This window comes from Vicinamibacterales bacterium (genome assembly GCA_036496585.1).
Classification (GTDB): Bacteria; Acidobacteriota; Vicinamibacteria; order Vicinamibacterales; family 2-12-FULL-66-21; genus JAICSD01.
Genome location: DASXLB010000073.1, coordinates 64,804 through 77,565, shown reverse-complemented (window position 1 = coordinate 77,565; position 12,762 = coordinate 64,804). Strand labels below are relative to the sequence as shown.

11 protein-coding genes are annotated in these 12,762 nt (G+C 70.3%); 7 read left to right on the top strand and 4 right to left on the bottom strand.

The genetic code is table 11. The features are described from left to right. Positions 1 to 20: 20 nt before the first annotated feature. The gene (locus VGI12_21295; GenBank protein HEY2435220.1) at positions 21 to 569 is read right to left on the bottom strand and encodes a DinB family protein; all 549 of its coding nucleotides are present in this window, start codon (positions 567 to 569) and stop codon (positions 21 to 23) included. 2 nt (positions 570 to 571) lie between these two features. Then, entirely contained in the window at positions 572 to 1,579 is a 1,008-nt protein-coding gene (locus VGI12_21290; GenBank protein ID HEY2435219.1) for a hypothetical protein, read from the bottom strand. Between the two features lie 59 nt (positions 1,580 to 1,638). Between VGI12_21290 and VGI12_21285 the strand changes: the two genes are divergently transcribed. The 4 genes from VGI12_21285 to VGI12_21270 are packed head-to-tail and all read left to right on the top strand — an operon-like array spanning position 1,639 to position 6,790. Beyond that, positions 1,639 to 2,286 carry a hypothetical protein gene (locus VGI12_21285; protein HEY2435218.1) on the top strand — a complete coding sequence of 216 codons (648 nt, stop codon included), beginning with the start codon at positions 1,639 to 1,641 and terminating at the stop codon, positions 2,284 to 2,286. 16 nt (positions 2,287 to 2,302) lie between these two features. Then, positions 2,303 to 3,331: an HD domain-containing phosphohydrolase gene (locus tag VGI12_21280; protein HEY2435217.1), complete on the top strand. Its 1,029-nt coding sequence runs from the start codon at positions 2,303 to 2,305 to the stop codon at positions 3,329 to 3,331. Between the two features lies 1 nt (position 3,332). Continuing rightward, on the top strand, positions 3,333 to 4,121 hold the full coding sequence (gene nadE, locus VGI12_21275; protein HEY2435216.1) for an NAD(+) synthase: 789 nt from the start codon (positions 3,333 to 3,335) through the stop codon (positions 4,119 to 4,121). Continuing rightward, positions 4,121 to 6,790, top strand: coding sequence for a M14 metallopeptidase family protein (locus VGI12_21270; protein ID HEY2435215.1), 2,670 nt, complete (start codon positions 4,121 to 4,123; stop codon positions 6,788 to 6,790). Before nadE ends, VGI12_21270 begins: the two co-directional genes overlap by 1 nt. 177 nt (positions 6,791 to 6,967) lie before the next feature. Here the strand turns inward: VGI12_21270 and VGI12_21265 are convergent, their stop codons facing one another. Both VGI12_21265 and VGI12_21260 read right to left on the bottom strand, forming a co-directional pair. Beyond that, entirely contained in the window at positions 6,968 to 9,247 is a 2,280-nt protein-coding gene (locus tag VGI12_21265) for a thiamine pyrophosphate-dependent enzyme (GenBank protein HEY2435214.1), read from the bottom strand. Between the two features lie 67 nt (positions 9,248 to 9,314). Continuing rightward, positions 9,315 to 10,688 (bottom strand): DUF255 domain-containing protein, encoded by a 1,374-nt coding sequence (locus VGI12_21260; protein ID HEY2435213.1) that lies wholly within the window; start codon positions 10,686 to 10,688, stop codon positions 9,315 to 9,317. A 104-nt stretch (positions 10,689 to 10,792) separates the two neighbouring features. Between VGI12_21260 and VGI12_21255 the strand changes: the two genes are divergently transcribed. Genes VGI12_21255 through VGI12_21245 form a run of 3 tightly spaced genes read left to right on the top strand, consistent with a single transcriptional unit; the run spans position 10,793 to position 12,753 of the window. Beyond that, the gene (locus VGI12_21255) at positions 10,793 to 11,281 is read left to right on the top strand and encodes a DUF4149 domain-containing protein (GenBank protein HEY2435212.1); all 489 of its coding nucleotides are present in this window, start codon (positions 10,793 to 10,795) and stop codon (positions 11,279 to 11,281) included. A gap of 3 nt (positions 11,282 to 11,284) precedes the next feature. Next, a complete protein-coding gene (locus tag VGI12_21250; protein ID HEY2435211.1) occupies positions 11,285 to 11,749 on the top strand; it encodes a GAF domain-containing protein in 465 nt (154 codons plus the stop codon). Beyond that, positions 11,749 to 12,753: an isocitrate dehydrogenase (NAD(+)) gene (locus tag VGI12_21245; protein ID HEY2435210.1), complete on the top strand. Its 1,005-nt coding sequence runs from the start codon at positions 11,749 to 11,751 to the stop codon at positions 12,751 to 12,753. The genes VGI12_21250 and VGI12_21245 overlap by 1 nt, the downstream gene beginning before the upstream one ends. The last annotated feature ends 9 nt before the right edge of the window (positions 12,754 to 12,762 follow it).

Below are 12,762 nucleotides of genomic sequence, written 5' to 3'. Positions count from 1 at the left end.
ACCCGCAGCCGGCAGCGGCGCTACGTCCCGCGCACGCCCTCGCCGGCCGCGCTCGCAGCCAGCGTCCGCTTCGCTTGCGCGTTGTGGCGCGCCACGTGTGACACGGCCCAGTCGCCGATGTCGCCGAGCGGAACCGTTCCGATCACCGGGTGGGTGATCGCGTAACCCGCGGCGCGTTCCGCGCTCAAGCCGGCGAGCGCGGCGTCGAGCGTGCGCGCCGATTCGTCGAGCGCCTGCAGGACGGCATCGCGGCGCACGTCCGGCGGCGGCTGCACGCGTTTGCCCGCCTCGATCCGGTCCGGAATCGCCGCGGCGATCTCGTCCCAGGGCCGAACCGTCGCGCCCGCCGGCAGCGGCTTCGCCGCCGGCACCTCGCCGCTGAGCACCGCCGCGAACGACGTGTCCACCGCCGCCACGTGCCAGCCGATCTGCGCCGCCGACCAGCCGCCGCCCGGCGGCATGCGGTGCACGGCGTCCTCGTCGGCGGCGATCAGCCGGTCGGCCAGCCGCGCGCGCGCGGCCTGGTAGGCGGCGCGGACCCGATCGATCCTTGCGTCGTGCGATTCCATCGTCAGCCCCCGAAGTACGACGGCAGCGGCATGTCGCGCATCGTGTGCAGCCCCGGCGCCACGTCCAGGATCTTCGGGATCGAGTTGACGGTGATCGACGCCGTCGCGACGTCGCCGTGCACGCCGCCGGCGACCCGGCTCCGGATCGCCGGCGACCCGGCAATCTCCACCTGGTCGTACGACTCCGGCGCGCCGAGGTAGGCCTCCATGTGCAGCGTGATCACCGGCCGGCCGGCGCGGTAGCCGATGCCGTCCTGCACGATGCCGCACACGTATCCGGGATCGACGGCGAGGAACTCGCTCGCCACCGTCGCGGTCGCCATCTTCGGCGTGATCTCGTCGGTGATCCGATCCAGCTTCCAGCCCATCGCGTCGGCGATCATCGAGATCGATTCGGCGAGCCCGACGTGCCGCACGCTCGCGTCTTCGACCTTCTTCTGGAACTGCTCGCGCGTCAGGCCGGCGCCGATCTTCTGCTGGAACGGCAGGCGCCGGACGCGCGCGTCCTGGATGCGATCGACGCGGATGCTGTCGACCCGCTCGCAGACGCCGGTCAGCGCGATCGGCAGCGCGTCCATCGTGAAGCCCGGGTTGACGCCGGTGCCGAGCACCGCGACCTTCGCCTTCTTCGCGGCCGCGTGGATGGCGCGCGCGTATTCCAGGTTGGCGCGGGTCGGGTAGGCGAGCTCCTCGGTCGTCGAGACGATCGGCACCTTGAGCTTGAGGATCTCCTCGATCTGGGGCGTCACCCTGGCGAGTGACGACAGCGTGCACAGGACGACCACGTCGGGGCGGGCCGACTTGATCGTCGCGCGCGCGTCGGCCGAGACCTTGACGCGGAGTCGGCGGCCGGCGCCGGCGACCTCGCCGAGATCGCGTCCCGCCTTCGCCGGGTCGATGTCGACCGCGCCGACGATGCGAAAACCACGGCGCGCGGCGACCTGCCGGACGATCGCGGCGCCGATCGGTCCCAGCCCGTAGTGGACGACGCGGATCGGGCCCTTCCTCATTGCCGATGACGATGGCATCTGCTCTCCCCCCAAAAGAGCAATGATATAGGATGCGAAGCGTGCTGCGCGCGTGCGTCGACGGGATCCGGCGTGTCGTCTCGGCGCCGGTTCTGCTCGTCTGCACGGCGGCGGCGGCGCTGCTCACGCCGCTCCATCCGACGGTCGCGTCGCGCCGCATCCTGTTCGAGTTCGTGCTGATCGGCTCGTTCGTCGCGGGGGGAGCGATCGATCGGTACGCGCGGGCCCGCCCGACCCGCGCCACCGGGTTCTTCGGCGCCTGCGGCCGCCATCTCGGCGGCATGCTGCGGCTGGCGGCGCTCGAAGCGCTGCTCTATCTCGCCGCCGACAACCTGCCGCAGGCGCGCGTCGCCCAGGCGGTCGTGGTGATCGTCAACCTGCTGTTCGTCTACGCACGGGTCCGGCTGGTCGTCGAGGATCGGCGCAGCGCGATCGGGGCGGTGCTGGCGGCGGGGCGGTTCGTGCGGCGCAACGTCGCCGCGGCGGTCGGCGTCTACGGCGTGTGGGCGGCGGCGGCGCTGGCGACCGCCTCGGTGCTCCGCGGCGCGGCGCCGATCGTCGTGCTGCCAATGCTGGCCTCGGCGGCGGTACTGTTCCAGTCGCGCCTGGCGCACGTCGCCTACACCGCCGCGCCGCCGGTAGAATGGCCCGAGTCGCCGGCGGCCGAGGCGATCGCCAACCGCCGCTAGCGTCGCGCGCCTGCCCATGGATGCCGGTCTCTTCACCAACGCCCGCGTTCTCGTCGTCGACGACGAGGAGGCCAACGTCGACGTGCTGCGGCGGGTCCTGGCGCGCGCCGGCTTCACGCAGGTCGAGACCACCACCGACTCGCGGCAGGCGGCGGATCTCTTCGTCCGGCAGCGGCCCGACCTGGTGCTCCTCGACCTGCACATGCCGCACCTCAGCGGCCTCGAGGTCATCGATCGCCTCAACGAGATCTCCGGGGCCTCGTACCTGCCGATCCTGATCCTGTCGGCGGACCTGACGCCGCAGGCGCGGCAGGACGCGCTGTCGCGCGGCGCCAAGGATTTCGTCGCCAAGCCGTTCATGCCCGACGAGCTGCTGCTGCGGATCAAGACGCAGCTCGAGACACGGCTGATCTACCGGCAGATCCAGAGCCAGAACCAGCAGCTCGAGGCGACGGTGCGCGAGCGGACGCGCGCGCTCGAAGACGCGCAGTTCGAGATCATCGAGCGGCTCGCCGCCGCCGCCGAGTTCCGCGACGACAACACCGGCCACCACACCCAGCGGGTCGGCCAGATGTCGGCGCTGCTGGCCCGCGAGATCGGCCAGGCGGCCGACCAGATCGCGCTCATCCGGCGCGGCGCCGAACTGCACGACGTCGGCAAGATCGGCATTCCCGACGCGATCCTGCTCAAGATCGGCCGGCTGACGCCGGAGGAATTCGAGGTCGTCAAGACCCACACCACGATCGGCGGACGCATCCTGTCGGGCAGCCGCTTTCCGCTGCTGCGCATCGCCGAGGAGATCGCCCTGTCGCACCACGAACGCTGGGACGGCAGCGGCTACGCCGGCCTGCGCGGCGGCGACATCCCGCTCGCCGGCCGCATCGTCGCCGTCGCCGACGTGTTCGACGCCCTGACGCAGCAGCGCCCCTACAAGCCGGCCTGGACGGTGGGCGACGCGATTGCCGAGATCGCGCGGCAGCGCGGACGGCAGTTCGATCCCGACGTCGTCGACGCCTTCCTGCGCATGATCGAGCGGCCCAGTTGACATGCTGAGCGGCCCGATCAGCGCACGGACGGATGCCATCGTCGAGTGGCTGCGCGAGCGGCTGGCCGAGTCGGGCGCGGCCGGCTTCGTCGTGGGCCTGAGCGGCGGCGTCGATTCGGCCGTGGCGGCCCGCCTCTGTCAGATGGCGGCGCCCGACGCAACGATCGGCGTCGTGATGCCGTGTCATGGCGAACCGCAGGACGAAGTTGACGCCGCGGCGCTAGCCGAGCATTTTCACCTGCCGATCGTCCGGGTCGATCTGGCGCCGGCCCGCGACGCGCTGATCGGGCAGCTGGACACGGCGGCCGCCGGCGTCCCGACCGAGCAGCGGACCGCCAGCCGCCCCGCCGAGGACCCGCGCGCGCGGGTGGCGAACGCCAACCTCGAGCCGCGCCTGCGGATGACCTCGCTGTACTTTCTGGCGAACACGCTCAACTACCTGGTGGCCGGCACCGGCAACCGCAGCGAGCTGGCGATCGGCTACTTCACGAAGTACGGCGACGGCGGCGTCGATCTGCTGCCGATCGGCGGCCTTCTGAAGAGCGAGGTCGTCGCCGCCGCCCGCGAGCTCGGCGTGCCGGCGGCCATCGTCGACAAGGCGCCGAGCGCCGGCCTCTGGCCCGGCCAGACCGACGAGGCCGAGTTCGGATTCAGCTACGCCGCGCTCGAGAGCTATCTGACGCGCGGGCCGGAAGCGGTCGCGCCGGCCCTCGCGATGCGGATCGAACGCCTGATCCGCCGAAGCGATCACAAACGCGTACTTCCGCCTGTTTCGGAGACACCGTCATGATGCGCACGTTTGTCGCCACTCTGCTGGCGCTTGGCCTCACCGCCGGATCGCAGCCCGCGGCGCTGCCGACCCCGGAGCAGTTCTTCGGCTTCCGGATCGGCAGCGACAACAAGCTGGCGCGCTGGGATCGGATCGTCGAATACCTGAAGCTCGTCGCCGGGGCCAGCGATCGGGTCCGCTACCGCGAACTCGGCACGTCGACGAACGGCAATCCGTTCGTGGCGCTCGAGATCGCGAGCGCCGACACGCTCAAGAACCTCGACCACTTCAAGCAGCTCGAACGCAAGCTGTACTTCCAGGGAGGCGCCCCGACCGACGCCGAGCGCGACGAGATCTTCCAGCAGGGCAAGGCCGTCGTCGTGATCACCAACTCGATCCACGCGACCGAGATCGGCGCGTCGCAGATGGTGGTCGAGCTGGTGCACCGCCTCGCCACCGACAACTCACCGCAGGTGAAGAAGATCCTCGACAACGTGATCTTCGTGCTGGTGCCCTGCCTCAATCCCGACGGCCAGATCATGGTGACCGACTGGTTCAACAAGAACCTCGGCACGCCGTACGAGACGTCGCAGATTCCCTACCTCTATCATCCCTACGTCGGCCACGACAACAACCGCGACATGTACATGTTCACGCAGAAGGAGAGCCAGCTGACGGCCCGCCTGCTGTGGCAGGACTGGTTCCCGGCGGTGTGGCTCGACGAGCACCAGATGGGCAGCAACGCGGCGCGCATCTTCGTGATGCCGGCGACCGACCCGATCAACCCCAACGTGCATCCGCTCATCTACCGCTGGAACGGCATCCTCGGGCAGTCGCAGGCCGCCGCGCTCGAGGCCGCCGGCAAGGACGGCATCATCTACAACTCCACCTACACGAACTTCTGGGAAGGCGCGATGGCGTGGAGCGGCTGGTGGCACAACGAGATCGGCCTGCTGACGGAAGTGGCGAGCGTGCGCGTGGCCGCGCCGATCGATCAGCAGCGCGCCAACGGCGGCGGCAGCCAGGCCAATGGCGAGGGTCGCGGACGGGGCGCCGGCGCCGGCGCCGGTGCGGGTGCGGGCGCCGGTGCCGGAGCCGGTCGCGGTGGCGGTGGACGCGGCGATGCCGGCGGCGCGCTGCCGCCGCCGACCGACATCACGCCGCGTACCGAATATCCGCGCCCCTGGATGGGCGGCCACTGGACGCTCCGCGACATCCTCGACTACGAGCTCATCGCCACGACGGCGCTGCTCGACACCATGGCGGACCGCCGCGAGGCGCTGCTGCGGCAGATCTACGAAGTCAACCGCGCCACGCTCGACAACGGCCGCAAGGGGGATCCCGCCGCGATCCTGATCCCGGTTGACACGCAGCACGATCCGCACGAGGCCGTCCATCTCGTCGAGAAGCTGCAGCAGGGCGGCGTCGAGGTCTCCCGCGCCGACGCGGCATTCGAGGCGGACGGGCGGCAGTTCGCCGCCGGCACCTTCGTGGTGCCGATGACGCAGGTGTTCGCGCGCTACGCCAAGGACATGCTGGAGCAGCAGACCTACCCGGAGGTGCGCCGTTCTCCCACCTCCGCCCCCGAGCCGCCCTACGACGTCACGGCGTGGTCGCTGGGCATGCTGCTCGGCGTCGAACACGTCTTCGCGCACAAGCCGCTCGCCGACAGCGTCAAGCTGACGCCGCTGACCGGCGCGCCGAAGCTCGAAGGCAAGGTCGCCGGCAACGGCCCGCGTTTCGTCTTCGATTACCGGGGGCCGGATGCCGCCGCCGCCGTCAACCGTCTGCTCAAGGACGGCGCGCGGGTGGCGCTCAAAGGCGAGCAGGTCTGGGTGACGGCGCCGCGCAAGCCGCTCGAGACGGTCGCCGCCGATCTCGGCCTGCAGATCAAGACTTCGGACGCCGCCGTGCCGGCGGCGGCGCTCTCGCTGCGGGCGCCGCGCATCGGCATGTACTCGCCGTGGACCGGCGGCAACATGGACGAAGGCTGGACGCGCTGGGTCCTGGAGCAGTACGGCTTCGCCGAGACGACGCTGCACAACGCCGACATCCGCGGCGGCCGGCTGCGCGAGAAGTACGACGCAATCATCCTTCCGGACCAGGCGCCGCGATCGATCATCGACGGCGCCAGCGGCGCCAACATCCGCCCCGAGTACCGCGGCGGCCTCGGCGACGAGGGGGTCGCGGCGCTGCGGGCGTTCGTCGCGCAGGGGGGCACGCTCATCACGCTCGGACAGGCCTCGGACCTGGCGATCGACCGCTTCGGCGTGCCGCTGCGCGATCTGAAGGCCGGCCTCACCCGCGATCAGCATTTCGCGCCGGGCACGATCCTCAAGATCGAGGTCGACACCGCCAGTCCGATCGGCTACGGCATGGAGGCGTCGACCACAGGCTTCTACAACAACAGCCCGTTCTTCTCGCTGCTGGAAGGCTTCTCGTCGCAGAAGCTGAGCGTGATCGCGCGCTACCCCAACGCCGATGTCGTCGCGTCGGGATGGCTCAAGGGAGAGGACCTGATGTCGGGGCGTGCGGCGGTGGTCAGCGTCGACATGAATCCGGGCCGCATCGTGCTTTTCGGCCTCCGCCCGCAGCACCGCGCGCAGACGCACGCGACCTTCCCGATGCTGTTCAACGCGCTGTATCTGTCGGCGGCGGAGGCCGCACCCAAGCCGTCAGGCACGCCGTGAGGCCGCGGCGATCGGGAAGGGCGGACCTGAAGGTCCGCGCTACGAATCCGCGCTACGGGTCCGCGCGACGTGCCGGCGCTACAGGTCCGGCATGACCTTCAGGACAGAAACAGGCGCGTAGGGCGGACCTTCAGGTCCGGCATGATCTTCACGACGCCAGCAAGTCCGGCATGCTCTTCAGGACGCGAGCAGCCGCTCGGTCAGCGCGTCGGCCGTCATGCCCCAGTGCGCCCAGACGATCTCGAAGGTCTCCGACGGCGCAATCCGCGGATCGGCGATGCCGAGATGTTCGAGCTTCATGCCGCATTCGGCGAGCTTGCCCGACACGAACGCGGCGAAGCCGCGCAGGCCGGCCTCGACGGTGCCGATCAGCCCGTCTTCGATCGTGATCACCCGGTCGTACTTCTTGGCCAGACTGTCGAAGAACGGTTCGTCGACGGGGAAGCCGTTGATCACGAACACGTCGCTCGCCACGCCGCGGGCCGCGGCGCGATCGCTCGCCTCGCCGGCCAGGTAGCTCGGCGCGCCGATCGCCAGAATCGCGGTCGCGGCCCCCTGCCGCTGCCGGTACGGCGTGACCGACGTCCAGGCGTCGGTGGCGTTCCAGAGCGGCGTCCGGCCGTCTTCCTTGGTCAGGATCGGCAGCGTATCGCGCGGAATCGCGACGATGTGGCCGCCCCAGCCGGCGGCGGCATCCACCACCGCGAGAAACGCGCTGCGGGCGTCGGCCGGCGCATGGAAGCGGCGAAGAAACGGCAGATAGCCCAGGCCGAGATTGATCCAGTCGAGGCTCCAGCCCGAGAAATGATCGCGGCCGGTGCAGGCGCCGACGTGCGCCAGGTGCATCAGCACGTTCAGCCCCTCGTTGTAGCCGGTCAGGTTGCGCTGGTAGCGCCACATCTCGAATCCTTCCCGCGCGATCCCTTCCATGAACGCGGCGAAGGTCGAGAAGACGTTGAGCTGCGGCTCGCGGCTGCTGTAGGACAGCCCGTCGACGAGCAGCGTCGCCGCCTGCTCCTCGATGCTCATCTCGAAATGGTTCGGCGGCGGCAGCAGCGCGACCGCCTTGGCGAGCTTGGTCGACGGATTCAGGTCGGCGGAGACCACGAACATCCGGCTGGCGTATTTCTTCGCCACCGCGACGTAGGCCGCCTCGGAGCCGGCTCTCGGCGACACCGCCTTGCCCGGATCGGGCAGCGCCACGGCCTGCAGCTCGCCGGCGGTCAGCGTCAGATTCGGTGTGCCCTTCGACGGACGCGCCGTGGTGACGACGATGCGCGGCGGCTGCGAGGCGAGCGCGTCGAGACGGGCCCGTTCCTCGGGGGTGAACTGCAGCAGGCGGCTCGACAGCACGGCCTGCGCGTCGCGCCCCTTCATGCCGCCGTCGTGATGCCCCTCGCCGCCCGGCAGGTCGTTGACGTAGAACACACACTGGAGCATCGCGATCACGTCCCGGTAGCTCATGAGCGAGCCGGGAATCCAGATGCTGCGATCCAGCGACACGTCGTTCTTCGCGGCGAACTCCCGCGTCTCGTCGGCAATCCCGTACATGCGGCCGAAGTCGGCGATCGTGACGGCGGCGTCCTGCGGCGAGCTGCCGTAGCCGGTCGGGTAGATCAGCGTCGGCTGCCCGTTCTGCGCGTTGGCGAACGCCGCCTGATAGGCGCCGAACAGTGCCTGGCGGTCGAGCAGCGTCCGGATCTCCAGGATGCGGATGCCGAAGCTCTCGATGATCCGCCGCGGATCCTGGTTCATGATGTGCCGCGTCGTCCCCGACAGCTGGATGCCGTTGCGGTGCATGACGAACGTGATCGGCGCGCGATGCACGGCGGCCGCGTTGAAGCCGTTGAGCGCCTGGCCGGAGATCCAGCCGGCGTCGCCGCAGTGGCAGATGACGTGCGCGGCGGCGCCGTGATGCGCTTTCAGCCCGAGCGCGAAGCCGCTGCCGACCGGCACCATCACGCCGAGCCGCCCCGAACTGAGCTCGGTGCCGCCCGGCAGCCATGACACGTGTCCGGCGATGTCGAGGCTGCGCCGGAAGGCGTCGATGACGCGGCCCCGATCGACGAAGCCGAGCGCCGACAGCGCCGAGTAGTAGCCGATGCTGGTGTGGCCGTGCTCGATGGTGTAGCCCGTCGCCTGGTAGTCGGTCGCCGCGAGCGTCATCAGCAGCGCGGGGATCAGCTCGAGCCCGCCGCCGAGGTGATCGATGTCATTGGCGTTCCTGGCCAGCGAGGCGAGCGATTCGATCGCCGTGCGCGCCGCCTCTTTCTCGAGACCCGCCAGTGTCAGCTCGTCCTCGGCGCTGAGCACGCCGCGCGCCAGGTCGAGCGTGAACGGCAGGACCTTCGATTCGAACCGCGGCCCGCAATAGGGATTGCTCTGCAGCAGCGCGGCATCGCGGGTGTTCTGTTCGGCGGTCAGCGGAGCGAGCGGATCGGTGATGCAGGTATCCATAAGAGAGTGTGCGGTTGGCGGTTGGCAGTTGGCAGTTCGCGGTCGGCCGCGTGCGGTTGGCTTGAGTCTATCGCAGGCGGCGCGCCGCGAGGACGTAATGCGCGGCCAGTGGTCCCTGACGGGCGGCCTGACGTCCGGCGGCGAGGAGGGCCCCGGTGGCGGCGGTGCGGAAGTCGAACTCCCGGCTGATCCGCTGCAGGCGCCACAGCGCCATGGCGGCGTCGGCGTTGCCGGCAAACGGTTTCCGCGCCTCCCGCAGCAGGCCGATGTCGTCGTCTCGCCGCAGGCGATCGAAGAATCCGCCATCGGCCGGGTCGGCCAGCCCCTGCACCATGTAGTGGCCGATTTCCTCGGCCATCATCTGGTAAGGCTCGCTGCCGGTCAGGTCATGGGCATCGAGCAGAGCTGTCATGGCCGCCACCTGATCGGCGAGCAGTCCGCGGACCCGGCCGTCGGGCTGGTGCGCCACGCCGCCGCCCGGCCGGTAGCAGGCGAGCAGCACGCGCTCGAACGACGTGAGCGCCTCCTGCGTCAGGTCTGCCGAGTCGAGGACCGTCGACGCCTTGAGGAGCGCCGAGACCGCCAGGCCGTTGCCGTCGGCGTAGAGCATCGGCTCGGCGTCGCTGCCGAAATAGCCGCCGGCCGGGTCGCGCAGCGCGACGCCGATGAAGCCGGCGATCGCGTCAACCCGCTCGCGATCGACAGGGCGGCCGAACACCACGGCGGCCTCCGTATAGATCGCCAGCAGCGCGGCGTTCGTATCGAGCAGCTTTTCCTGGTGCGGCTGCTGCCAGTCGCGGGTGGGCGCGTAGCGGTAGAAGCCGCCCGCGTCGGCGTCCCACAGCCCGCCGTCCCACATCGCGTCGAGCGTCGTCTCGACGATCGACCGCCAGCGGGCCTCGCCGGACTCGGTATGGAGCGCGAGCGCTAGCGCGAGCGGCGCCGCGTGCGGGAATTTCGGCTCGACGCCGAATCCACCGTGCACCGGGTCGAAGGACGCGAAAATCGATTCGACGAGAGCATCGGGATCTGCGGCGGCGGCCGCCGGCTCGTCGCCCCGGCCCCCGGGCGGTCCCGAGGCTCCAGGCGCGTCTGGCAGTTGCGCAAAGGCCTCCGCCACGCGCGCCAGCACCGCCGGCATGCGATCGGCGGTGACATAGGTAGCGCCGGTGATGATCTGTCCGTCCGCGGTGAGAAAGGCGGTCGTCGGCCATCCGCCAAGGTGATAGCGCTCGTTGACGTCAGGTCGCCGATCGGCGTCGACGCGCACCGCGACGAACCGATCGCGCACGAGCGCCGCCACCGCGGGATCGGCGTAGGTCGAGGCGTCCATCTCGTGGCAGGCGCGGCACCAGGCGGCGGTGATGGACAGCAGCACCGGCCTCCCCTCGCGCCGCGCCCGCGCGAACGCCGCCGCGCCCCACTCCTCCCATTCGACCATCGCCCTATCTTCGCCGATGCCGCAGCCGGGCGCAGGCTCCCGGTTCGCGCCGACGAACGCGCCATATCGAGCAGTTCGCCGGGCGGTCCCATACAATCGGGGAGATGCTGTTCCTGCGCTACGTGGCGCTGCTCGCCCTGGTCGTCTGGATCGGCGGCCTGATCGCGCTCGGCGCGATCGTCGCGCCGGCGGCCTTCGACGTGATGGCGGCGCGTCAGGTCGCGGACGGACGCCTGCTGGCGGGGGCGCTGTTCGGAGAGGTGCTGCGCCGCTTCTTCTTCCTGAGCAGCGGCGCCGCCGTCGTGCTCTTCCTGACGCTGATCGTGCGGCGCATCCTCGGGCCGCGCCCGCGGCACGCCGGCCTGCGCACCGGGATCCTCGTGCTGATGACCGCGGCCTCGCTGTACGCCAGCGTCGTGGTGACTGGCCGGATCGCCGCGCTCCAGGCGACGATGACCGTCGCGCCGTCCTCGCTGCCCGCCGCGGACCCGCGCCGCGTCGAGTTCGGCCGCCTGCACGGCATCGCCTCGGCGCTGCAGCTCATTCCGCTGGTCGGCGGGCTCGCGCTGATGTTCTGGGAGCTGAAGGAGTAACCGATGACCGATACCGATCGCGCCGATCTGCTGACGGCGATCCGATCCGCCGTCGCGGCCGCGCCAGCTGCCGAAGCCGCGATGCAGCAGGCGGTCCGGCTCCTCAAGGACGCGATGCCCTATTACGCCTGGGTGGGCATCTACCTGCTCGACGGCGACGAGCTGGTGCTCGGGCCGTTTCTCGGCAAGCCGTCGCCGCACACGCGCATTCCGCTCGGCCGCGGCATCTGCGGCGCCGCCGCGACCGAAAAAAAGACGATCGTCGTCGACGACGTCAACGCGGATCCGCGCTACCTCGCCTGCAGCCTCGAGACCCGCTCGGAAATCGTCGTGCCGATTCTCGAAGGGGACGCCGTGCTCGGCGAGATCGACATCGACAGCGATACCGCGGCCGCCTTCACGGACGTGGATCGGCGGCTGCTCGAGCAGGTGGCGGCGCTGCTCGCCGAACGTCTGGCGGAGGATTAGTGGCTCATACGATCACGCTCATTCCCGGCGACGGGATCGGCCCCGAGGTCACGGCGGCGGTGGTGCGCATCTTCGTTGCGGCCGGACTCGCCATCGACTGGGACCGGCAGGACGCCGGCCTCAGCGCCTTCAAGGCGTCGGGCCAGTCGCTGCCGGCGCAGCTCCTCGATTCGGTGCGGCGCAACACCGTCGCGCTGAAGGGGCCGGTGACGACGCCGATTGCGGAAGGCTTCACCAGCGTCAACGTCGGGCTGCGCAAGGCGCTCGATCTCTACGTCAACCTGCGGCCGGTGAAAAATCTCGCCGGCGTACCCAGCCGGTTCCAGGACGTCGACCTGATCATCGTCCGCGAGAACACAGAGGATCTCTACGCCGGGCTCGAGCACCAGATCGTGCCGGGCGTCGTCGAGAGCCTGAAGATCATCACGGCCAAGGCGTCGACGCGGATCGCGCAGTTCGCCTTCGAGCACGCGCGCCGCTCCGGACGGGCGCGGGTCACGGCGATTCATAAAGCCAACATCATGAAGCTCAGCGACGGGCTGTTCCTCGAGAGCTGCCGCGCGGTGGCGGCGGGGTTCCCCGATCTCGCCTACGACGAACGGATCGTCGACGCGACGTGCATGCATCTGGTGATGCACCCCGAGAAGCTCGACGTGCTGCTGCTGCCGAATCTTTACGGCGACATCGTCTCGGATCTGTGCGCCGGGCTGGTCGGCGGCCTCGGCGTCGTCCCCGGCGCGAACATCGGCACCGCCGCGGCGGTGTTCGAAGCGGTGCACGGGAGCGCCCCCGACATCGCCAACCAGAACGTCGCCAACCCGACGGCGCTGCTGCTGTCGGGGCTGCTGATGCTCGACCACCTCGGGGAGCGGGCCACCGCCGATCGCATCCGGGCGGCGCTGATGCGGGTGCTCTCGGCCGGCGCCGCGCGGACCCGCGATCTCGGCGGCACGGCCAGCACCACCGAGTTCACCGACGCCATCTGCCGCGAGATCGAGACCTGATAGAATCCC